At 68.2% G+C, this 22823-nt stretch carries 20 protein-coding genes; 11 read left to right on the top strand and 9 right to left on the bottom strand.

Going from position 1 to position 22823, the window contains the following annotated elements; all coding sequences use genetic code 11:
• Positions 1 to 42: 42 nt before the first annotated feature.
• The 8 genes from ACFWB0_RS23610 to ACFWB0_RS23575 form a co-directional block, all read right to left on the bottom strand.
• Positions 43 to 1107, bottom strand: a complete 1065-nt coding sequence (locus ACFWB0_RS23610) for a quinone-dependent dihydroorotate dehydrogenase (RefSeq protein WP_378492825.1) — start codon at positions 1105 to 1107, stop codon at positions 43 to 45.
• Between the two features lie 42 nt (positions 1108 to 1149).
• Positions 1150 to 1404 (bottom strand): DUF5703 family protein, encoded by a 255-nt coding sequence (locus ACFWB0_RS23605; RefSeq protein ID WP_378492824.1) that lies wholly within the window; start codon positions 1402 to 1404, stop codon positions 1150 to 1152.
• Between the two features lie 2 nt (positions 1405 to 1406).
• Positions 1407 to 2414, bottom strand: a complete 1008-nt coding sequence (locus ACFWB0_RS23600; protein WP_378492823.1) for a hypothetical protein — start codon at positions 2412 to 2414, stop codon at positions 1407 to 1409.
• 131 nt (positions 2415 to 2545) lie between these two features.
• Positions 2546 to 3376 carry a heme ABC transporter ATP-binding protein gene (locus tag ACFWB0_RS23595; protein WP_378492830.1) on the bottom strand — a complete coding sequence of 277 codons (831 nt, stop codon included), beginning with the start codon at positions 3374 to 3376 and terminating at the stop codon, positions 2546 to 2548.
• 38 nt (positions 3377 to 3414) lie between these two features.
• Positions 3415 to 4476 carry a FecCD family ABC transporter permease gene (locus ACFWB0_RS23590; RefSeq protein ID WP_378492829.1) on the bottom strand — a complete coding sequence of 354 codons (1062 nt, stop codon included), beginning with the start codon at positions 4474 to 4476 and terminating at the stop codon, positions 3415 to 3417.
• A 40-nt stretch (positions 4477 to 4516) separates the two neighbouring features.
• Entirely contained in the window at positions 4517 to 5539 is a 1023-nt protein-coding gene (locus tag ACFWB0_RS23585) for a hemin ABC transporter substrate-binding protein (protein WP_378492822.1), read from the bottom strand.
• A 5-nt stretch (positions 5540 to 5544) separates the two neighbouring features.
• Positions 5545 to 6210, bottom strand: a complete 666-nt coding sequence (locus ACFWB0_RS23580) for a heme oxygenase (biliverdin-producing) (protein ID WP_378492821.1) — start codon at positions 6208 to 6210, stop codon at positions 5545 to 5547.
• An 88-nt stretch (positions 6211 to 6298) separates the two neighbouring features.
• Positions 6299 to 7237 carry an aldo/keto reductase gene (locus ACFWB0_RS23575; protein WP_378492820.1) on the bottom strand — a complete coding sequence of 313 codons (939 nt, stop codon included), beginning with the start codon at positions 7235 to 7237 and terminating at the stop codon, positions 6299 to 6301.
• A 207-nt stretch (positions 7238 to 7444) separates the two neighbouring features.
• On the opposite strand from ACFWB0_RS23575, the gene ACFWB0_RS23570 reads away from it, so the two are divergent.
• From ACFWB0_RS23570 to ACFWB0_RS23555, 4 genes are read left to right on the top strand one after another with little or no spacing between them, the layout of a single operon-like run.
• A complete protein-coding gene (locus ACFWB0_RS23570) occupies positions 7445 to 8290 on the top strand; it encodes an undecaprenyl-diphosphate phosphatase (RefSeq protein ID WP_378492828.1) in 846 nt (281 codons plus the stop codon).
• 56 nt (positions 8291 to 8346) lie between these two features.
• Positions 8347 to 9075 (top strand): histidine phosphatase family protein, encoded by a 729-nt coding sequence (locus ACFWB0_RS23565; RefSeq protein ID WP_378492819.1) that lies wholly within the window; start codon positions 8347 to 8349, stop codon positions 9073 to 9075.
• 45 nt (positions 9076 to 9120) lie between these two features.
• Complete coding sequence (locus ACFWB0_RS23560; RefSeq protein WP_378492818.1) at positions 9121 to 9711, top strand: DUF3090 domain-containing protein; 591 nt, start codon at positions 9121 to 9123, stop codon at positions 9709 to 9711.
• A 4-nt stretch (positions 9712 to 9715) separates the two neighbouring features.
• On the top strand, positions 9716 to 10513 hold the full coding sequence (locus ACFWB0_RS23555) for an SCO1664 family protein (RefSeq protein ID WP_378492817.1): 798 nt from the start codon (positions 9716 to 9718) through the stop codon (positions 10511 to 10513).
• Positions 10514 to 10535: 22 nt separating this feature from the next.
• On the opposite strand, the gene ACFWB0_RS23550 is transcribed toward ACFWB0_RS23555, so the two are convergent.
• Positions 10536 to 11489, bottom strand: coding sequence for a DUF808 domain-containing protein (locus ACFWB0_RS23550; protein WP_378492827.1), 954 nt, complete (start codon positions 11487 to 11489; stop codon positions 10536 to 10538).
• Positions 11490 to 11635: 146 nt separating this feature from the next.
• Here ACFWB0_RS23550 and mshC point away from each other — a divergent pair, with 146 nt between their 5' ends.
• The 7 genes from mshC (at position 11636) to ACFWB0_RS23515 (ending at position 22815) form a co-directional block, all read left to right on the top strand.
• Entirely contained in the window at positions 11636 to 12877 is a 1242-nt protein-coding gene (mshC, locus tag ACFWB0_RS23545) for a cysteine--1-D-myo-inosityl 2-amino-2-deoxy-alpha-D-glucopyranoside ligase (protein WP_378492816.1), read from the top strand.
• Between the two features lie 104 nt (positions 12878 to 12981).
• Positions 12982 to 13158, top strand: a complete 177-nt coding sequence (locus ACFWB0_RS23540; protein WP_378492815.1) for a hypothetical protein — start codon at positions 12982 to 12984, stop codon at positions 13156 to 13158.
• Positions 13159 to 13327: 169 nt separating this feature from the next.
• Positions 13328 to 14692 (top strand): hypothetical protein, encoded by a 1365-nt coding sequence (locus tag ACFWB0_RS23535; protein WP_378492814.1) that lies wholly within the window; start codon positions 13328 to 13330, stop codon positions 14690 to 14692.
• Between the two features lie 83 nt (positions 14693 to 14775).
• The gene (locus tag ACFWB0_RS23530) at positions 14776 to 16017 is read left to right on the top strand and encodes an AAA family ATPase (RefSeq protein ID WP_378492826.1); all 1242 of its coding nucleotides are present in this window, start codon (positions 14776 to 14778) and stop codon (positions 16015 to 16017) included.
• The gene (locus ACFWB0_RS23525; protein ID WP_378492813.1) at positions 16014 to 17252 is read left to right on the top strand and encodes a VWA-like domain-containing protein; all 1239 of its coding nucleotides are present in this window, start codon (positions 16014 to 16016) and stop codon (positions 17250 to 17252) included. The genes ACFWB0_RS23530 and ACFWB0_RS23525 overlap by 4 nt, the downstream gene beginning before the upstream one ends.
• A gap of 584 nt (positions 17253 to 17836) precedes the next feature.
• On the top strand, positions 17837 to 22078 hold the full coding sequence (gene pglW, locus ACFWB0_RS23520) for a BREX system serine/threonine kinase PglW (RefSeq protein WP_378492812.1): 4242 nt from the start codon (positions 17837 to 17839) through the stop codon (positions 22076 to 22078).
• Positions 22078 to 22815, top strand: a complete 738-nt coding sequence (locus ACFWB0_RS23515; RefSeq protein ID WP_378492811.1) for a hypothetical protein — start codon at positions 22078 to 22080, stop codon at positions 22813 to 22815. Before pglW ends, ACFWB0_RS23515 begins: the two co-directional genes overlap by 1 nt.
• Positions 22816 to 22823: the final 8 nt, after the last annotated feature.

Below are 22823 nucleotides of genomic sequence, written 5' to 3'. Positions count from 1 at the left end.
CACCATCGATGGTGTCGGCCCCCGCCGTCTGTCAGAGGTAGCTCAGCGACCGGCACCGACCGCATCGGCGAGCGACGCGTAGCCGGAGGCCCGCACCTTGCGGGCGAGGCCCTTGTTGAGTCGCCGCGTCCAGAACGCGCCACCGTAGATGAACCCGGTGTAGCCCTGCACCAGCGACGCGCCGGCCAGGATGCGCTCCCACGCCTGCTCCGGCGTCTCGATGCCACCGACCGACACCAACGTCAACCGATCACCGACACGCGCATACAGCCGTCGCAGTACTTCGAGGGACCTCGCGGCCACCGGCGCACCCGACAGGCCGCCCGCCCCGATCTCCTCGAGACGGGCGGGGTCGGTGCGCAATCCGTCGCGGCGGATGGTGGTGTTGGTGGCCACGATCCCGGCGAGCTTCAACTCGACGGCGAGATCGGCGACCGCGTCGACGTCCTCGTCGGACAGGTCGGGGGCGATCTTCACGAGCACCGGCACCGTCACGGTGTCGAGTACCGCCTGCAGCAGCGGCCGCAACGACTCGACGGCCTGCAGATCCCGCAGACCCGGGGTGTTCGGGGACGAGACGTTCACCACCACGAAATCGGCGAGCGGACCGAGCAGTTGCGCGCTCGCGGTGTAGTCCTCCACCGCCTGCTCGGCAGGCACGATCTTCGTCTTGCCGATGTTCGCGCCGATCGGTACCGTCCGGCGGCGCTGCCGCAGTTGATTGGCGGCTTCACCGGCACCGTGGTTGTTGAACCCCATCCGGTTGATCAGCGCGCGGTCCTCCGGCAACCGGAAAAGTCGCGGCGCGGGGTTGCCGGGCTGCGACTGCGCGGTGACGGTGCCGATCTCTGCGAAACCGAACCCGAGTGGCCCCCACGCGTCGACCCCCTTCGCGTCCTTGTCGAACCCGGCGGCCATGCCCACCGGATTCGGGAACCGAACGCCGAACACGGTGCTGTCCAGCACCGGATCGTCGACGGTGAGAATCTTCGAGGCGAGCGCGCGGGTCGGTCCGAATCCTGTGATCAGACGCAGCACCAGGAACACCAGATGGTGAATCCGTTCCGGCGGCACGAGGAACATCACGCGAAGAAGCAAGCTGTACACGAACAACTCCCTGCAGGTCCGGGCAGTGACCCGGGTGATCGATCAGCGGACGGTGGGTTCGGGGAGGTGACGGCCGGTCTTGCGGCGACGCAGCAACACCCGCCGACTGCCGTCCGGATACAACCGCAGCCGGGTCAACTCCCAGCCGTGGAACTCGGCGGAGATCGCGAGTCGGAGCGAGGCACTGATCCGCGACACTTCCTTCGGAAGCTTCAGCGGTACGTACTCGTAGTCGTCGTTGCTGGTGTCCCACCCCACCGGGAGGCGGGTGAACCGGCTCGCACTTTCGCCTGCCATCACTACCCTTCGACCGGAATCCTCTGCAGTCCGTCGCCGGTCGCGGATGCCACCACCAGCGCCGCATCGGCCGGGTCGACGGCGAGCGAGTTGGGTTGCTGCACTGTCGCGAAGCGGTGGCGCTCCCTCGGAATACCGGTCGACAGATCGTAGCCCACGACCTCGTTGCTGCCGGTCAAGGTGACCCACACCAGGTCACGTTTCTCGTCGTAGGCCACCGCGTACGGTGCCGGACCCGCCGGATACCGCTGCCGCAGGACCAGCGAATCGAGGGTGTAGACGAGCAGTTCGTCGCCGTCGGTGTCGGTGACCATCACCCGCCCGAACGGGTCGCTGGTCATCTGCGTCGCGCCCTCGCCGGCGCGGAGCGCCATGCGCAGGTTCGCATCCTCGACGTCGACTTCGTTGATGGAGGTCTGGTGCCGGTCCAGGGCCGCGAGGGTGCCGCCGGCGACCGCGAGCGCGTCGACGGAGATGAGCCCGCCGATCGTCGACTCCACGTCACCGGTCTCCGGGGCGACGATGAGGACCGTGCCGTCCGCGGTTCCGACCGCCCAGCGGCCGTCGGGAAGGACCGCAGCCGAGAGCGCCTCGCCGTCGATCGGAACTTCGGTGACGGACCCGGTGGTGACGTCGACCTGCGCGACCACGCCTGCCGCGGGAGCCAGCACGGTTCCGTCGGGGCCGGCGGAGACGGTCGCCGCGCTCGCGGGCAACGGCACCTCGCGCGGCGGTGCACCTGCTCCGTCGATCAGCAGCACCTGCTGCCCGTCGTCGACGAGGGCGGCGACGACGCCGGTGCCCCGTGCGATGACCATCGCTTCCACCGACTCCGCGAGGGGGGTGATGATGCCGGCGGGCGCAGCGGTCACCGCGGGTGACACCGCGGCGGTGGCCGGTTCGCGGGTCGGCACCGACTCGGCAGCCTCGTCGGACGAGGCGCATCCGGCGACCAGCGTCACCGCGAGCCCGATCACCATCGCGGCGCTGCGCATCACCGGTCCACCCATCGTCGTTGCTCCTCGCTGTTGTCCTGTGACTGTGGCAGTGCCCGAAGACAATGCCACCACCCAGTGTTCCCGATCGGTATCCGGTGGGTGCAGGCGCCTCCGTGCCGGTCAGCGCAGGTGTGACGCGGCGCTCACGGCGTCGGTGCGGGTCCGTCCCGATGCGGCAGTACGAGCGGGGTGCCGGTCTCCGGGTGCGCGCCGACCCGTACCGGATAGTCGTAGACCCGGCTGAGCAGTTCTTCGGTGAGCACCTCGGCCGGAGTACCGTCGGCGACGAGAAGGCCCTTCTCCAGCACGCAGACGCGGTCGGCGTACGCGGCGGCGAGTCCGAGGTCGTGCAGGACCACCACCACGGCGTGACCGTGATCGGCGCGGGACCGCACCACCCGCATGATCGTTTCCTGATGCCCGATGTCGAGCGCCGCGGTCGGTTCGTCCAGCAGCAAGGTCTGGGTGTCCTGGGCCAGCACCCGGGCCAGCGCGACCCGGGCCCGTTCGCCACCGGACAACGCCGGGAACGGTCGGTCGGCGAGATGCGCGACATCGCACGTCGTGAATGCGTCGTCGACGAATTCGAGGTCTGCGGCCTGCCGGTCCGTGCGCGCCCATGCGGCGCGGCCCATCTGCACCACCTGCCGCGCAGTGAACGGAAAGCCGACGGTGTGCTGCTGCGGCAGCACGGCACGTCGCCGCGCCAATGCGAGGGGAGTCCACTCGGCGAGGTCCTGCCCGTCGACCTCGACATGCCCGGCGCTGAGCGGATGGTCGCCGGTCAATGCGGCGAGCAGCGTCGACTTGCCCGCGCCGTTGGGGCCGACCAGGGCAACGATCTCGCCGACGCGGACCTCGAAGTCGATGCCGTGCAGAATTTCGCGTTCGCCGCGCCGCAACCGGACACCGGTGCCGCGCAGCGTGACGGAACCGGGCGCGGATCGCTCGGGCAGGTCGCGGCGGCCGCGCAACCGACCGAGTTTCTGGGCGAGCGTGAACGAGGATCGACTCACGCCCACCCACCCTGCTTGGCGCGGGTGCGGCGCAACATGAGGAAGAACACCGGGCCGCCGATCAGCGCGGTCAGCATGCCGAGCGGCAGGTCGGCGTTGGGCACGAGGGTGCGGGCTCCGAGATCGGCGGCGAGGAGCACCACCGCGCCGCCGAGGACGCTGGCGACCATGAGCACGCGGTGGGCGGGGCCGAGCGCCAGACGCATCAGATGCGGCACCACGAGCCCGACGAACATGATGATGCCGGTGAACGCCACCGCGGCACTGACCAGTACCGCGACCGCGACAATCGCCACCTGCCGCACCCGTTCGACGTCGACACCGAGATGACGGGCCACGCTCTCGCCGAGGGCGAGCACATCGAGTTTGGGGGCGAGCACGATCGCCACCGCCACACCGACCACGGTGAGCGGAGCGACGACGCCGACGACGTCCCACGTGGCGCCCCCGAGACTGCCCAACTGCCAGAACACGATCTGGTCGCGGGCCGCGGGGTTCGCGACGAAGGTGAAGAGCGCGATGAGTCCGCCGGCCATGGCGTTGACGGCGACACCGGTGAGGATCACGGTGACCACCTCGGTGCGGCCACCCGATCGCGACATCGCGTAGACGAGGAAGGTGGTGACCAGACCCGACAGCATCGCCGCCCCGGCCAGCGACCACCCGGACGAGAAAGCGCCGCCGAGCACGATCACCGCGGAGGCGCCCACGGCGGCACCGGACGACACCCCGATCACGCCCGGTTCGGCGAGCGGGTTCGCGAAGATGCCCTGCAGCAGCGCGCCGGAACAGCCGAGCGCGGCGCCGACGAGCATCGCCAGGACCACCCGGGGGAAGCGCACCTCCCAGAGTGTCACCTCACCGGCCGGATGGGCCGGTATCGGACCGAGGTCGAGACCGATGCGGTGTAGCACACTGCCGACCACTTCGGCGGGGCTGGTCGGCACCTGACCGAGGCATGCCGACACGATCGCCAGTCCCACGAGCGCGACGACGAGACCGGCGAACACCACGGTGGTGCGGGTGGATCCGGCCTTGCGGAGCGCCTCGGCGGGCAGTCCGGTCGTTTCGCCGACTTCGCTCACCGCAGGCACTCGATCACGGGGCATCGGACGGATAGAACGCCTCGACGAGGGCCGCGAGCACTTCACCGGTCTCGGGCCCGAAGCTCAGCAGCGCCGAATCCTCCATGTCGACGATGCTGCCGTTCTTTCCGGCCGGGGTCTGCGCGACACCTGGTAACGCGGCCAGGCCTTCCGGGCCGCCGACGGACTCGAGACTGCGCGTCATGATCAGGATCGTGTCGGGTGCAGAGGCGATCATGGCCTCGCTGGTGATCGGCATGAATTTCGAGTCGAGACCGGCCACGGTTCCGGCGTCGCGTCCGCCGAGGGATTCGATCAATGCATCGGCTCCGGAACCCGGGCCGCCGAGCATCTTGATCGCGGAGCCGCGCAGGTACAAGAACGCGACGGTGAAGTCGGGGTGATCTTCCGGAATCGAGGCCTGCGCAGCGGCGATTTCCTCGTTGGTGCGCTGTACCAAGGCCTCGCCCGCCTCGGGAACGCCGAGTGCCGCCGCGACCGACTCGATGCCCGACGCCACAGTGTCGAGGTTGCGTTCGGGATCGACGAACACCACCGGTACACCGGTGTCGCGCAACTGCTGCTGCACGGCCAGCGGCCCGATCGAGGTGTCGGTGAGCACCACCGTGGGGTTCAATGCCAGGATCGCCTCGGTGTTGAGGCTGTGCCCACCGGGTGTGACGTTCGTCAGGTGCTCCCCGGCGGGGAAGATCGTGGTGGAGCGGCCGACGACGTTGTCGCCGAGACCGAGCGAGTACACGGTCCGGGCGAGGGTGCCCGAGCGGTCCGCGACGACGATCCGCGACACATCGGTGACGGTGACATCGACACCGTCGACGCTGCGCACCGTCGTCGGAAGCGCCGGGGACGGATCGGTGGTGATCGGTCGTGGATCGGGGTCGGCGACGGTCGCGGTGCGGGCGCCCGCAGCGGCGGACGTGTCGGTTCCACCGGAATCGGTGCTGCAGCCGCCGAGCGTGAGTACGACGATGGCCGCGAGCAGCGCCGACAGGACTTTCACGGTCGAACGGAACATATCGTTCAGACCTGCGTCCGGTATCGGTCGAGATCGGCGGCCAGATCGGCGAACAGCGCGCCGTTGAGTCCGAACACGAGATTGGCCTCGTCGATCACCCGCTGCTGCTGGGTTCCGTCGAGGGGAGCGGCGTCGAGTTTGGCGCGGTAGGAGTCCTTGAACGGCTTGGTCTTCGGGATTTCGTCGAAGATGTAGAAACGCAGCCCGTCACGGTCGTATCCGTAGGCGCGTTCGAGCATGCGTCGGATGATCTGCCCACCGGACAGGTCGCCCATGTAGCGCAGGTAGTGGTGCGCCAGGAACGCCTCCGGCGACACAGCCGCGACCTGCTGCAGGCGGTCGACGTACGCGATGGTGGCCTGCAGCGGCGCGAGTCCGTCGCGCCATCGCGCACCGAGAAGGAATTCCAGGTCGGCCTCGAGTGCCGATGTGCGCAGCAATTCCGGTGACAGGAACGGGCCGACGATCGGATCGTCGGTGTAGGTGTGCCCGATCCGTTCGAGGACGTCGTACACGAACCAGGTCTGGGCGATCAGCGCGGCGTGCGCGGCGGCGTCGAGTTTCCCGTCGAGCAGTTCGGTGACGAACACCGAGTTCTCGGTGTCCGCGTGTGCCTGCTGTGTCTCGATCCGGATCCGTTCGGCGAATCCTGCGACCTCGGTCGTGGTCATCGACCCCACCTCCCTGTGCTGCCGTTGTCACCCTATTGACAGGACAGCCTAACCTTTGTGCGACGGACCGGTGGGATCCGGTTCCCGCTTACGCGCTGACGTCGTCGAGTGCAGCCGAGATTGCCGGCGGCAACGCCAGTTCTTCCGCGACCAGCACCCCCGTCAACTGTGCCAGATCCCGCGCACCGACCAGGGCCGAGGCGACATGCGGACGATCGCGCACCCACGCCAACGCCACCGCCAACGGCGACGTACCGAGCCCGTCCGCGGCCGTGGCGACCGCGTCGACCACCCGGATCGCGGACTTCGTCAGATACCGCTGCACTTCCTCGGTGTGCACGTCGTCGGCGCCGCGCGAGTCGGCGGGCGTCCCCGAGCGGTACTTGCCGGTCAGCACACCGCCCGCGAGCGGAACCGCAGCGAACACACCGACGCCGTGATGCGCGGCCGCGGGAATCAGTTCCTCTTCGACTCCCCGGGCGAGCAGCGAGTACTCGACCTGCGTGCACACCATGGGAGCGGGCCGGCGGGTGCGTGCCGCCGCCGTCGCGAGCTGCCACCCGAGGTAGCCGCGCACCCCCACATACCGGACGCGGCCGCTCGACACAGCGAATTCGAGGGCCGAGGCGACTTCGTCGATCGGGGTGTGCGGGTCCCACGTCGCGACCTGCCAGATATCGAGGTGGTCGGTGCCGAGCTCACGCAGTGTGTGGTCGAGCTGCGTGAGCAGGCCGCCGCGGGAGCAGTCCACCCGGCCTGCGCCGAGCTTGGTGGTGTCGATTCCGGAACTGCCCGACAACACCAGTTCGTCGCGGGGCACCACGTCGTCGAGCAGTTCGGCGAGGATGCGCTGCGCGACCCCGTCGCCGTAGGCGGGGGAGGTGTCGATCAGGGTTCCTCCCGCGTCGACGAACGCCGACAGCTGCGCCGCGGCCTCGTCGCCGTCGGTACCGCGTCCCCAGGTCAACGTTCCGAGTCCGAGCCGTGACACGCGCAGTCCGCTCGAGCCCACAGTCCTGTGTTCCATACCTCTGCTGTCCCTCCCGACCCGAGAGAACCGGTCGATCGATACACGACCGTTCTCATGACTGGCACCTTAATGTCGAACGCTCGACGAGTGATGGTCCGCCGCGCCAAGTACTGTTTCGCGGGTGAATTGGAATCTGCGCTCATCGAATGCGGGCACCTCGACCCACCGATCATCGACCGCCCGCGACCGTGCCGAGGCAGCGGCATGACCGAGGCGATGACCTGGCTGCAGACGATCATCCTCGGACTCGTGCAGGGACTGACCGAGTTCCTGCCGATCTCTTCGTCCGGTCACCTGCGCATCGTGTCCGAGTTGTTCTTCGGAACAGATGCAGGCGCGTCCTTCACCGCCGTGACACAACTCGGTACCGAGGCCGCGGTGCTGCTGTATTTCGCGGGCGACATCCGGCGCATCGTGTGCGCGTGGTTCCGGGGTGTATTCCACAAGGAACACCGCGACAACCACGACTACAAGATGGGTTGGTACGTGATCGTCGGCACCATCCCCGTCGGCATCCTCGGACTGTTGTTCAAAGACGAGATCCGCACCGTGGCACGCAATCTGTGGCTCGTCGCCACGATGCTCATCGTGTTCTCGTTCGTCATCGCCGCCGCCGAGTACTACGGACGCCAGCGCCGCACCGTCGAGCAACTCACCCTCAAGGACGGCCTGATCATGGGCTCCGCCCAGGCGCTCGCCCTGATCCCCGGGGTGTCGCGCTCCGGCGGCACCATCTCCGCCGGCCTCTTCCTCGGTCTGACCCGTGAGGCCGCCGCCCGCTACTCGTTCCTGCTGGCCATCCCCGCCGTCCTCGCCTCGGGACTGTTCAGCCTTCCCGATGCGTTCGCACCCGTCGGCGAGGGTCTCGAGGCCTCGGGCGCACAGCTGGTGGTCGCGACGCTCATCGCCTTCGTCGTCGGCTACGCGGCCATCGCTTGGCTGCTCAAGTTCGTCGTGAACCACTCGATGTACTGGTTCGTCGGGTACCGCATCATCATCGGCCTGCTGCTGTTCGGTCTGCTCGGTACCGGTGTGATCTCGGCGACGTAGCTGTCGCCGGACACGCACGGCCGCCGCGGGGCGGCAGGACATCTAGGCTGGATCACATGACGGTCATCCTGCTACGCCACGGACGGTCCACGGCCAACACCTCGCACATGCTGGCCGGCCGCACCCCCGGAGTGGGCCTCGACGAGGTCGGCCACGTGCAGGCCAAGAATCTCCTCACCCGGATGGAGGGTCTCGAGGTCACCGAGATCGTCCGGTCGCCGCTGCTGCGCTGCCGGCAGACCGTCGAGCCGCTGGCACTCGATCGCGGCATGACACCGACTATCGACGACCGGCTCGTCGAGGTCGACTACGGGCAGTGGACCGGACGCAAACTCGGCGAACTCGTCCGCGAACCGCTGTGGAAGGTCGTCCAGCAGCATGCGTCCGGCGCAGTGTTCCCCGACGGGGAAGGACTCGCCGAGGTGCAGGCTCGCGCGGTCGCCGCGATCCGCGAACACGACCGTCGGCTGGCCGACACGCACGGCAAGGACGTGGTGTGGATCGCGTGCAGTCACGGCGACGTCATCAAATCGATCCTCGCCGACGCGCTGGCCACCCATCTGGACGGGTTCCAGCGCATCGTCGCCGAACCGGCATCGATCAGCGTCGTGCGCTATACAGACACCCGGCCGTTCGTGCTGCGGGTCAACGACACAGGCGGTGACCTCTCCGGCCTCGCCGTGGCCGACGCCCCGAAATCCGTTCCCGGCGGCGAAGTGCCCGGGAGCGGCACGGACGACACCGCCGCCGATGCCGGTGAAAGACACGGCAGCGGCGGCGGATAATGACAGTGACCCGCATGGCACAGTGAACGGACTCGAGGAGGTGCAATGTCCCGCGCAATACACGTCTTCCGGACTCCGGACCGGTTCGTTGCCGGCACCGTCGGTGAACCCGGCGACCGGGTGTTCTACCTGCAGGCCGTACACGACTCCCGGGTGGTGAGCGTGATCCTGGAGAAGCAGCAGGTGCAGATCCTCGCCGACCGCATGGGACTGCTGCTCGAAGAAGTCCACCGGCGCTTCGGCACCACGCTGCCCGAAGCCGCCGACGTCGATACCAGCCCCCTGGAAACCCCGATCGACGCGGAATTCCGGGTGGGCACCATGGGCTTGGGCTGGGACGCCGACTCCGGCGCCGTCGTCGTCGAACTGCTCGCCGTCACCGAGACCGAACTCGACGAATCCGTCGTCCTCGACGACACCGAGGAAGGCCCCGACGCCGTCCGGGTGTTCCTCACCCCGATCCAGGCACGCAGCTTCGCGACTCGCACCGAGATGGTCATCTCCGCCGGGCGTGCCCCGTGCCCGCTGTGCGGAGAACCCATCGGCGGCGAAGGCCACATCTGTGTGCGCACCAACGGCTACCTGCGCACCCCGGGATTCGATCCGACGTCGTGGTTCGACGACGAGGAGAGCTGACGCCGTGACCGCGCCCGACGTGCGCAGCGTGCTGACCGACGGAGAACTGACCGTCATCGGGCAGATCGTGCACGCCAGCAACGCCACTCTCGTCTGCGACGCCACGCTCGACTCGCAGACCGTGCGTTGCGTCTACAAACCCGTCCGCGGAGAACGCCCGCTGTGGGACTTCCCGGACGGCACCCTCGCCGGCCGCGAGGTCGCCTCCTATCTCGTCTGCGAGGCCCTCGGCTGGGGCGTCATCCCTCTCACAGTGCTGCGCGACGGCCCGTTCGGACCGGGCATGGTGCAACGCTGGATCGACACCCGCGAAGACTCCGTCGACCGGCTCGACCTCGTCGACATCTGCCCCATCGATGCCGTCCCGGAGGGATGGCTACCCGTGCTGCACGCCCGCGACATGGACGGCAGCGAGGTCGCGCTCGTCCACGCCGACGACCCGCGCCTCCAGCGCATGGCCGTGCTCGACGTCGTCCTCAACAACGCCGATCGCAAGGGCGGCCACGTCCTCGAAGGTCTCGACGGCGCCGTCTACGGCATCGACCACGGCATCTGCCTGCATTCGCACAACAAGCTGCGCACCGTGCTGTGGGGATGGGCGAACACCACCGTCGACCAAGCACTGCTCACCGACCTCGACAAGCTCGCCCGCCGATTCGACGAGGACTTCGCCGACGTGCTGAGCGAACACATCACCGAGGACGAGGTCGAGGCACTGCACCATCGCATCACCGCGCTGCTCGACCGGCCCGCCATGCCCCGCCCCGTCGGGGAGCGGCGCATCCCCTGGCCGGCATTCTGATCCTGCCCGGTTTCTGATCGGATCAGTGCGCTGCGGCGTTCTTCTTCCGCTTCGGAATGAAATGCATGATCAGGACGACGATCGCACCGAGAACGAGCCCGACGATCGCGGACGTCACCGTTCCTGCCGTCCACGACAGGACACCACCGAACCCGCCGTGCACGAGCTCGCCGAACCAATGCTCGAGATCGTGGAGGCGATCGGCAGGCCAGTGGAATCCGGCCTCGCCGACGTTGACGATCAGGATGTGGCCGCCGACCCACAGCATCGCGGCGATACCGACCACGGTGAGCACCGTCATCACCTTCGGCATCGCCGCCACCAGACCGCGCCCGACGCGCCGGCTGAATGTCGAGGTGCGCTGCGCGAGCGACAGGCCCACGTCGTCCATCTTCACGATCAACGCCACCACCCCGTACACCAGGGCGGTGATCATGACCGCGACGACGAGGAGCACCAGCAGCCGGGTCACGAACGGTTCGCTCTCGACCGACGACAGCGAAATCACCATGATCTCGGCCGACAGGATCAGATCGGTGCGGATCGCACCGCTGACCATCGACTTCTCGAACTCGGGACCGCGCGCCGCCGCGGGAACGTCCTCCTCGGCGTGATGACCGCCGAACAGCGCTTCGTAGACCTTTTCGGCACCCTCGAAGCACAGGAACAAACCACCCGCGATCAGCAGATACGGCAGCGCCTGCGGCAAGAACTGGCTCAGCAGCATCGCCACCGGCAGGATGATCAGAAGTTTGTTGCGGATCGAGCCGATCGCGATCTTGCGGATGATCGGCAATTCGCGGTCGGGGGAGAACCCGTGCACGTACCGCGGGGTCACGGCGGTGTCGTCGACCACCACACCGGCCGCCTTGATGCTGGCCTTCCCGGCCGCAGCTCCGATGTCGTCGATGGACGCCGCGGCCGCTTTCGCGAGAACCGCAACGTCGTCCAGCAGAGCGACGAGACCACCGGCCACCGGAACCTCCCACAGTTCTTCGAATCGCTGGAGCCGAACGCACGTGGTCGTGGCCGACACCGAACCGTACCGAATCCATGGTGACGCACATCCCGCGGAGCAGGGGCGAGGCTGCGCGATTCGCCCATTCCATTAGGCTCGGGTGCATGCTGTCTTGGTCCGATGTCGCGATTCCGTCCGTGCCCGGTGAAGGCCCCCCGCTGAGGTTGTTCGACACCGCCGATCGGGCGGTGCGACCCGTCACCCCGGGCGCGACGGCCACGATGTACGTGTGCGGCATCACCCCGTACGACGCCACCCACCTCGGGCACGCCGCCACCTACCTCACGTTCGATCTGGTCAACCGCATCTGGCGCGACAACGGTCACGATGTCCACTACGTGCAGAACGTCACCGACGTCGACGACCCGCTGTTCGAACGCGCCGACCGCGACGGCGAGGACTGGGTGGTCCTCGGCATGCGCGAGACCGCTTTGTTCCGTGAAGACATGGAGGCGTTGCGTGTCCTGCCGCCGCGCGACTTCATCGGCGCCGTCGAATCGGTGGGCGAGGTGGTCGAACTCGTCGAGAAACTCGTCGCCTCCGGGGCTGCGTATGTGGTCGACGACGAGCAGTATCCCGACGTGTACTTCCGCGTTGACGCCACCGAACAGTTCGGCTACGAATCCGGCTACGACCACGCCACGATGATGCAGTTCTTCGGCGAGCGCGGCGGCGACCCGGATCGTGCAGGCAAGCGCAACCCGCTCGACGCCCTACTGTGGCGCGCCAAGCGTCCCGGCGAACCCTCCTGGCCGTCCCCGTTCGGCGAGGGTCGCCCGGGCTGGCACATCGAATGCGCCGCGATTGCGCTCAACCGCATCGGCAGCGGCTTCGACGTCCAGGGCGGCGGCAGCGACCTGATCTTCCCGCACCACGAGTTCTCCGCTGCACACGCCGAGGCTGTCACCGGCGACCGCCGCTTCGCGCGGCACTACGTGCATACCGGCATGATCGGCCTTGACGGCGAGAAGATGTCCAAGTCGCGCGGCAACCTCGTGTTCGTCTCGAAGATGCGCGGCGAGGGCGTCGACCCCGCCGCGATGCGCTTGGGTCTGTTGTCCGGTCACTACCGCGTCGATCGGCCGTGGACGTCCGAGGTACTGGAGTTGGCCCAGGCACGTCTGGATCTGTGGCGCCGGGCGGCGGCGTTGACGTCGGCATCGTCCGCGGACGACACGGTCGCGCGGCTGCGCCAGCACCTCGCCGACGACCTCGACACCCCCAAGGCCCTCGCCGCCCTCGATGCGTGGGTGCAGTTCGCCGTCGACCGCGGCGGGGACGATACCTCCGCGCCACGTCTGTTCGCCGACGCTGTTGACGCACTTTTGGGAATTGCTCTGCGGTAATCGCTTGTGAGTGTGCAGTTTTCGTCGCGACACGCCGGGGGTAGCGACGGAAACTGCACGCTCGATCCCATGCGGTCAGTGCAGGAGCGCCCGGATACCGCACCGTGTTTCTTCTTCGCGTAGCGCAGTTCGATCCCGAGGCGGTGGGCATCGTCGAATCCGCAGTCGACGACCGCGCCCTGCTCGACATAGCGCCTGCCTCGATCGAACGTGGGTCGTCCCACCGTGGCGATCAACGACTGGACGAGGTGGTCGTATCCGGGATTCCTGGACATGGGTGAGCAGTCCATGCGCCCACACCCAGTGCTCGACTGGGGGAGCGAAGTGCTTCCGGAGGCGCCTACGGTCGACGCTGCCCTGGCCGCAATCGCCGCGGCACGCTACGATTGCCACGATGATGACTCACTCTGATCCAAGATTGGGGGCCCAGTTCGCTCACGGTGAGTGCTGATGCACCCCCCGACCGCGAACGGGTTCGACCCCCGACTGTCCTTCTGGCTGCGCGTGCGCGAGTTCGCCGTGCCGCCGGCCGTGATCGAAGCCGCAACCGACCGGCGTCTCGCTGGTGACTGGTGCAGCGCCTGTGCAGCAGCGGGATTCGATGTCGACATCGACCTACGCGTACTGGCCCGCACGCATGGCTTCGACGTCGCGTCGCAGGTCCTGGACGACCTGCGTCATTTGGCCCCCGACCTGCTGCGCTGGCACCTACCGCGTGTGGCACCCGACGGACTACTGCGCCCCGGGCTGACTGTCGCACTGGCCCGATACGGGCCCTCGGGGAGCGAAAAACGGTGCGGCGAAACCTATTCGGTGTACCTGGTGGTCCGCACCGCTCCGGCCTGGGCGGATGCTGGGCAGAGGATCGTGCTGGCACTGTGGGACGGTTCGGCTGCCGCGAACCATCCGCATCCGCGACCCAACAGGCGGTTCCGGCTCGACCTCCACCGGCACCTATGGGATACGCGCAGATCCGGTGATCTGCGAATACGCAGTGGGACAGGCCGAATGCCAGGCACCACCGTCCTCGACCCAGCCCTGGCCGCGGCGATCCCGGAGGGCTGCGCCGTCGACCGCTGGGCTGACGAAGCCCGCATCCTGCTCCGCGCGGACGGACAACGTGACGGTCCAGTGCGGGTGCGATGCGGAGGCCGGCACGACCTGGTGGTGGAGCCGGTCGGCGGAACCGACCCCGCCGCGGTGCATCTCGTGGACGACTACCCGCGCGGCCGGCTCGCCGCGCTCCCGGTGCTGCCTGATGCCGCAACATGGGTGCTGCCCGACCTGGAACTGATCCGGTTGGGAGCGATCACCGCCGATCGGCTGCATCCGCTGGTCGCCGCCGTCCTGGAAACGAGCTCGTCGTCGCCGAAGCCTTCCCGGACGCCGAACCGGGAGAACCGGGTCCACCTCGTCGACTGCCGTGGTGAACGGCACCGGATCGGACTGGTCGACGGCGGCCTGACCGCACTCGATCACGACCCCGCCGAGATTCGGCGCGAAGAACTGCTCGCCCAGCTGGGCGGCACTCCGCTGCCGTGTCTGCAGGTCATCGACCAGGCGCTTCGTCGTCCGGACTGCCTGCCGGGCGTTCGTGAACGTTTGGACCACGGAGATGCAGACGGGGCGCTGGCCGTCGTCGAAGAACTACTCGGTCCCGACGCGATTCTCCGTGACGGGCCCCTGCTGGACGAACTCCGTGCGTCCGTGGACCGCCGCACCATCTACGACCGGTTCCGCACGGCACCGGTCGAGGCGCCGCCCGCATCGCGACCACGGCGCACCGGACGGTCGCGCCGTACCCGCTCCCGCTGAACCCTCCTCTCTCCCCGAAACTCACTGTCCCGCAGCGCGGCCGACCGGCCGCATCCTGCTGTTCCCCCGAGATACCACAGGTGATGCACATGTCTGCCACATTCCTTCCCCGCAGTCCCGGAAACATCGAACTCGACAGTGCCGCAGATCTGTTGGCGATGCTCGGCACCGTCACCACCGAACCTCGCCCCGACGACCAACTCGAGGCCCTCACGCTGGCGGTGTCCGCGGACCTACCGGTACTGCTGTGGGGCGAACCGGGAATCGGTAAGACCGCCGCCCTGACCCAGCTCGCCGAAGCCGTGGACCTACCACTGACCACCGTCATCGCGAGTGTGCACGAGCCGTCGGACTTCTCGGGTCTGCCCGTTCTCGGGGACGACCCGGCGACACAGGGCGTCCCGATGGCCCCGCCCGACTGGGCCGTCCGGCTGGTGGAGGCCGGGCGAGGATTGCTCTTCCTGGACGAACTGTCGACGGCACCGCCCGCCGTGCAGGCGGCCCTGCTGCGTCTCGTGCTGGAAAGGCGAATCGGGGCACTGCAACTCCCACCCGAGGTCCGCATCGTGGCCGCAGCCAACCCGCCGTCTTCGGCAGCGGACGGCTGGGAGCTGAGTCCGCCTCTGGCGAACCGATTCGTGCACCTGCACTGGACCTACGACCACGACGTGGTCGTCCGGGGTCTCGGCGGAACCTGGCCACGTGCGACGCTGCCGCGCCTCGACCCGGCGACGTTCTCCGACGCGGTGACGTTCGCCCGCCGGGCGGTCTGCGAGCTTCTCACTGCCCGCCCCGCCCTCGTCCATCAACTGCCCAGCAGCCAGACCCGCCGCGGCAGTGCCTGGCCATCGCCACGCAGCTGGGACATGACCGTGAGGCTGATCGCCTTCGCGACCGCCACCTCGTCGTCGAAGGACGTCCTGTCTCTGCTGGTCCGGGGGAGTGTCGGCGACGGGCCAGGATTCGAGCTGCTGGCCGCCATCGAGCGAATGGACCTTCCGGACCCCGAGACGCTGCTCGCCGATCCGGCATCCGCCGACCTCCCCGATCGCGGGGATCTGCGCCAGGCAGTCCTCGACGCGGTGGTCGCCGCCGTCCGCCGACGGCCGGAGAAGTCCCGTTGGGACGCGGCGTGGGCACTCCTGGTCACCGCGGTGGAAAGTGGGGCACCCGACCTCGTGGTCGTCCCGGCGACCACCCTTGCCACCCTGCGCCAGGACGACTGGGAGGTGCCCGCGGCAATCGACCGGCTCGCCGGGGTCGTATCTGTCGCTCAGACGGCAGACCACGCCGGCGACCGTGCCGCCGCACAGGCCGGTCGATGACGGCGGCACCTGTGGTCGACGTGGACAAGATCTACGCCGCGCGGTTGTACGCCGCTCGTGCCCGGCCCTATCTCGCGACCGCCTTGTACGCGCTGCACATCGTCGCGTCGTTCCGCGTGCCGACCATCGGTGTGGACCGGCATTGGCGCTGCTACGTCTCACCTGCCTTTCTCGCTCAGCGCCCGGTGGAGGAACTGGCCTCGGTCCTGGTCCACGAGGTGTCCCACCTGCTGCGCGATCACCACGGCCGCAGCGATCGCTACGCTCTTGCACACGGACTGACCTCCCGCGCCGATCGGCTGCGGATGAATCTCGCCGCGGACGCGGAGATCAACGACGATGCGTTCGGTGACGGACTACCCGTACCCGACGATGCCGTTCTGCCGTCGACTTTGCAGCTGCCCGCCGGACAGCTCATGGAGGACTATCTGCAGCAGTTCGGCCTCGGTCCGTGCACCGACAGACTGGCCTGGCTCGAGTGCGGCAGCGGCGCCGACGGACTGAGCCGAGAGTGGGAACTGGGCCCCGACGGGGCGAACGCGCTCAGTGACGAACAACGGGACGCTGTTCGTTTCCGAGTGGCGCACAGCATCATCGGACAACCGGGCAGTGCACCCCGCGGGTGGCGACGGTGGGCGGAGGAGGCTCTGCATCCGCCACAGCCGTGGCGAGCCCTGCTGGGTGCGGCGATCCGCTCGGCCACCTCCGCGTCCGGCGCCGGCGACAACTACACCTATCGTCGCCCGGCGCGCCGCTCCGCCGCCGTGCCCGGTGCGGTGCTACCGAGCCTGCGGCGCACCCCGCCTCGGGTCAGTGTCATCGTCGACACCTCCGGTTCGGTCAGCGACGCCGACCTGGGCAGCGCACTCCTCGAGGTCGCCGCCATCGGGCGGGCCGTGGGCGGGCGTCGCGATCTGGTCACGGTGCTGTCCTGCGACGCGGCGGCGAGGATCGTGCACCCGCTGTGCCAGGCCGAGGACATTCCATTGTTCGGGGGCGGTGGCACGGATCTGCGCGCCGGATTCGACAGGGCGCTGCGCAGTCGACCCCGCCCCGATGTGGTGGTCGTGCTCACCGACGGGCAGACTCCCTGGCCCAGCAGCCGTCCGGGATGCCGAACGGTGGTCGGCCTCTTCCCCCGACAGGTTGCCTACAGCGAATCGAACCCCGACTACGTTCCGGACCTACCGCCGGAGTGGGCGCATGTGGTGCAGATCGGCACGCCTGCGATCTGAATGGCACCGGGATGAGATCATGCTGGACGAGACGTTGGACGTTAGCGGAGCCTCGGAGCTTGCCCAGCGGCGTGGCTTCCGATCGTCGGCGACCCAGCCTTGCGGTACCAATGCGAGCTTCTTCTCGGCCCAGGTCACTCTCTTCACGTGGGGCGGATCAGTCATCTCGACTACTCTGGTGTTGTTCTGCCGGTTCTGGAAGCGGAGGTGATCTGATGTCGAACTTCGGTCATCGCCTGTGGGACGAGAGGGCCTTTCATCCGCCTGAGGCTCAGTGCCCGTCGCCGCAGGCCGTCAGCCAGCTGATCAACAACCTCGGTCTGAGTCGATCCTCGAAGTCGGATCAGAGGAAGGCGATCAAGCGCTGGCTCGAGTCGAATCGTCCGAGTCCACGCTTGAAGAAGTCGCTGGTCCGTGCCGGGTACGAGTCTTTGCTTCCCCAATCTGTCTGACCTTTCCGGCGTCGAACGCGCCCAATCGTTGAGGCGTCCGACAGCCCCTCGTCCTGATCCGGATATCACCTGATCGTCACTGTGTGTGTCCGGGTAAGTTGTTACGGACGTGAACGACCGGATGGAAGAGGGGTGAACCCGGTGCACAGTGACCGGTGGGTCGAGGTCAGCCCTTCCCCGTTCGACCACGAACGCGAAGGCCTCGAACGGATCAAGGAGATCCTTCCCGACGCCCCACCGTTCCGGGCGTGGTCGAACTTCGAGTTCCGCGACAACCGCGGCCGCTGGCACGAAGTGGACCTGCTCGTCCTCGCTCGCGACACCCTGTACCTGATCGAGCTCAAGTACTACAGCGGCACCCTGCGCGGAAACGACCACGTGTGGAGCCGCGGCAACTACCGGTCCGAGGATTCACCGCTGCTGCTCGCCCGCAAGAAGGCGCAGTATTTCTCGTCGCTGCTCAAGGATCGGCTCGTCGAGAAGACCGGTGACAGGACCGCCAAGAAGTGGATCCCGTACGTGCAGGAACTGGTGTTCCTGCACCACCCGGATCTGAAGTGCATGCTGCCCGCCAGCTCCGCGATCAATCTGTACGGCATCGACGGAAACGAACACCGCAGCTATCTGCCCGGCATCAGCGACCGGCTCCTCGCGCCGTCGAAGCACGAACCGGTCTCCGAAGAGAAGTCGCTGCTGATCCGCGATCTGATGGCCGCGATCGGGCTCGCACCCCGCCGCCAACGCGAGGTCGGCTCGTGGGTGATCGACGAACAGCCCCTCGGCGACGGCGACGGCTGGCAGGACTGGCCCGCCTTCCACCACGTCGACATGGAACGAGCGGCACGCATTCGCTTCTACCTGCCCAAACCCGGAGCGACTTCCGCCGAGGAACATGCTCGGGCACGCGGCGTCGAACACGAATACAAGCTGCTGTCCCGTCTCAAGCACGATGGCCTGCAGGTTCCCGTCGACGTCGTCAAGGACAAGGAACTCGGCATCGGCCTGGTGTTCCCGCAATCCAAGGCGGATGTGCGGCTGGATCTGTGGCTCGCCGACCACCACGGCGACATGACGTTGGAGCGGCAACTCGAGCTGCTCACCGAGGTTGCCGAGATCGTCCACTACGCGCATCGCCATCGCGTGGTGCACCGCACCCTCAATCCGCGGGCCATCGTGGTGCGTGAGCGCAAGAGCGGTCCGCAACCGCAGGTCACCGACTGGGACACCGCCGGCGTGCTGCCCGCCAACGCGGAAACCGGCGTGACGCGACTGTCGGCAGGACCGTTGAGTTTGATGGCCGGCAGCCTGAGCGATCAGGCCCGCCTGTTCACGGCGCCCGAGGGCACCAGCCCCACCGATCCCGCCCGCATGGATGTGTTCGGGCTCGGTGCGCTGGCGTTCTACCTGCTCACCGGCGGATCCTCACCCGCGACGGAGCGCGGGGAACTGCTCGACCGGTTGCGCCGCGACGGCGGCCTCGATCTGGCGGTGGAGTTGCCGCAGGTGCCGTCGGTGCTGCGACAGCTCGTTCTCGACGCCACTGATCCCAGCCCCGCAGAACGTATTTCGTCGGTCGCGGGCTTCCTCGACCGGCTCGAGGCGGTGCGCGCGGATCTGTTCCGCGCCGAAGGTGAGACGGACCCGCTCGAAGCGAAGCCCGGCGACGAACTCGGCGACGGCCGTTTCCTCTACAAGCGCCGACTCGGTGCCGGGTCGACGGCTGTCGGCATTCTTGTCGTCGACCGCAAGGCCGGAGACCATGAGCGTGTCCTCAAGGTTGCCCGCGATGACGAGGCCGCCGCCCGTCTACGTGCCGAGGCGCAGGTGCTCGGCAAACTCGACGATCCCCGCATCGTTCAGCTCGCGTCCGAGGAGAACGTCGGTGGCCGTGCGGCTCTCGTCGTGCACTACGCGGGACGCACCACGCTCGCGGAAGAGTTGGCGGCCAAGGGCGGACGGCTCTCGATCGACCTGCTCGAACGGTGGGGGATCGACCTGTTGCAGGCTCTCGTCGCGCTCGAACGCGCAGGGGTGGTGCACCGCGACCTCAAGCCGTCGAATCTCGGTGTGCACGCGTCGTCTTCGCGCGCCGACACGCACTTGCGGTTGTTCGATTTCTCGATGGCGGGGGTCGATCTGCGCAACACCGACGCCGGAACCCCGCCCTATCTGGACCCGTTCCTCGGCACCGGCGGACGCAACCAGTACGACACCGCCGCCGAACGCTACGGCGCCGCGGTCGTCCTGTTCGAGATGGCTACCGGTGGTGCCCCGCAATACGGGCCGGACCCGCAGGCGAATCCCGCCACCGTCGACGCCGACGTCGCGATCGAACCCGTAATGTTCGAAACACCCGTCTCGGCCGGTCTCACCGCGTACTTCACGTCCGCACTCTCACGCGACGTCGCGACCCGCCCCGACACCGCCGAGGAGATGCTCCGCGACTGGCGGCGAGTGTTCACCGACCTCGACGCGGCCCCCGCGAAAGCCGAGAAGGCGGATGTCGCCCGCAAGGTCGACGCCACGACTACCCTCGCCGCCGCAGGGCTCGGTGCCCGCGCGGTGTCGGCGCTCTCGGCCGCGCAGGTCACCACGGTCGGCGAACTCGTGGCCCTCGACTCCACCCGGCTCAATCGACTGGTCGCGAAGGAAGCCAAAGCCACTCGTACCGAGATCCGTGATCGGCACCGCGCGTGGGTCAAGCAAGTGGGCAGGTCCGCCGGTAAACCGCAGGCGCATCAGGGCCTGCTCGGTCTCGACGACGCTGTGGCGCTGCTGGTGTCCGCGGTGGGCACCGGTCGTGCCAGCACCCGACGTAGCGCTGCGGAACTGGTCCTCGGCGCCACCGGAACTCTCGACGCGTTCGCGTCGGGCAACGAACTGGCGTCCGCGCTGAAGAAGACCGGTCCGCGCGGACACCAGCTGCTCAAGGAACTCCAGGCCGACTGGGCGGAGAACCCGGCGACCCTCGAACTGCTCGACGACCTCATCGACCTCGCCGACCAGGTACTGCGCGATTCCGGTGGGGTAGTGGCGATCTCGACCCTCACCGCGGAGATCCGGGCGCGGTTGCCTCAGCCTCCGGCCGGCGCCGCGGATGCGCTCGCGCCGCGCCTCGCGGAACGCGCCGCGGCAGGGTTGCTGCGCGCCGCGTTCGATCGGCTCACCGAACACGAAACCGCCGAAGGGACTCGCCGGTGGGTGCGCCGTCGCCATGGTGGCCGGCTCGCGTTGGTTGCGGTGGACGAACTGCTGCTCGCCGGAGCGGAAGCCGCCGGGCGCCGCGCCGACGACCTCATGGTGGCCACCCCGATGTCCGAGGTGGTCCCGATGGGCACCGCAGCCCGCGAACTGCGCGGTGCGTTCACCCGCGCCTACACCGGCGCAGCCGGGCCGGACACGCAGGTGGTGTTGCCACCCGACGCGCGGCTCGTGCGGCTCGCCGCGGCGATCTCGAAGTTCGCTGCGGTTTCCGGTCGCGGGGAGCTGCACAGCCGCAGCCTCGGCCCGTCGGATGCGTTGCGCATCGCGTTGACAGGTCTCGCGCAGACCGAAGCGTTGTCGCCATCGGAGGTGCGGGCTCGCGTCGCCGCGCGCTTCCCGGAACTCGATCGGCTTCCGGGTCGGCCCGCGCTCGACGCGCACATCAAGCGCGCCGGGCTCGGCCTCACGTGGGACGGCACGGGCTACCGCTACGAGCAGGCCACTCCGCCGAGCGAAACCTCCTTGAACACCCGCACCGCGACCCAGACCGGGCCGGCCGCCGACACGACCACATTCGTTTCCGCCGGTAATGGTGCGGCAGGGCGTAGTTCGCTGGTCGCGCGGTCGTTGCGCGAGAACGGGTTCCTCGTGTTCGGGGTTCCGGTGTATCGGCCGGGCGACCACCAGACGGTGGCGCGCGAACTCGTCGAGGCGCACGACGGTGAGATTGTGGATGTCACAGGCGACATCATCGACGCGATGCGGGCGTTCTCGTCCGAGCGCGGTGTGTCGTGGGATCTGGTGCGGAGCGCCGACGCTGCCGTCCCGGGAAGTCCGAATGCGCGAGGTCTGCGCGCGGTGCTCGACCATGTGATGCCGGGTGTCTGTGCCGGCCTCGAGGGCCGGGTGTTCGGTGACGCAGCGCGGCCGAGACCGCTGGTTCTGACCGAGGTGTCGCCGCTGGCCCGCTACGGCTACCTCGACGTGCTGGCGCGGTTGGCGGATCTGTCGGCGCCGCGCCGACGCCCGGTGTGGCTGGTGTTGCCGCAGATGCGCGGTCAACGCGGCGCGTTGGTGGATGGTCAGCCGATCCAGTTGGGTTCGCCCGGCGGACAGTTCGTTGTGTACCCAGTCGTGAAGGCTGCGGCTTCTGAGAGCGAGAAGGTGTGATGGCGGACTTTTCCGCGACCGAGTTGGTCAAGGCGCTGCGTAAGCAGGTCATCGTCCTCGAGGATGATCTGCGGGCGCGCGTCGACGGCGCGGATGTCGATACTCGCCAGCCGGGCGTGGAGCAGCGGTGGCGCGCCGAGTACACGGCGGCCTTGCAGGCGCAGCGGACGGCGGCGTCGTGGCAGGCGTGGCGCGACGAACGGGTGACGCAGGCCGCGGTCGCGTGGGTGCTGCTGACGGTGTTCGCCCGGTACTGCGAAGACCACGCGCTGGTGTCGAAGGCGTGGATCGGTGGCCCGAACGCCGATGCCCGCCAGCAGGCGCTCGACGCGCGGCGTGCGTATTTCACGGAGTTTCCGGAGCGCACCGACCGCGAGTGGCTCGAGACGATCGTCGAGCATTTCGGCACGATGGAAGCCACCCGCGGGTTGGTGGATATCTACTCGCCGATGCATCAGGTTGCGCCCTCGGGCGACGCGGCCCGGGGACTTCTCGAATTCTGGTGGGAAAAAGACGTTTCCGGCGAGCCCCTGTGGAGCTTCGTCGGGGTTGACACCCGGTTCTTGGGTGACGTCTATCAGGATCTGTCGGAGTTCGCGAAGAAGACCTATGCGCTGCTTCAGACTCCGGAGTTCGTGGAGGAGTTCATCCGGTCAAGCCCCAGAAGGTGGTGTAGGACGGTGATCTCTTCTCCTGTCCTGACTATGCAGCAGGAATCGCGGCAGCAGGTCCCGTAACCACCTCC

The organism is Rhodococcus sp. NPDC060086 (genome assembly GCF_042730275.1).
GTDB lineage: Bacteria > Actinomycetota > Actinomycetes > Mycobacteriales > Mycobacteriaceae > Rhodococcus.
The sequence above is the reverse complement of the archived record's forward strand: the minus strand, read 5'-3'. Positions and strand labels throughout refer to the sequence as shown.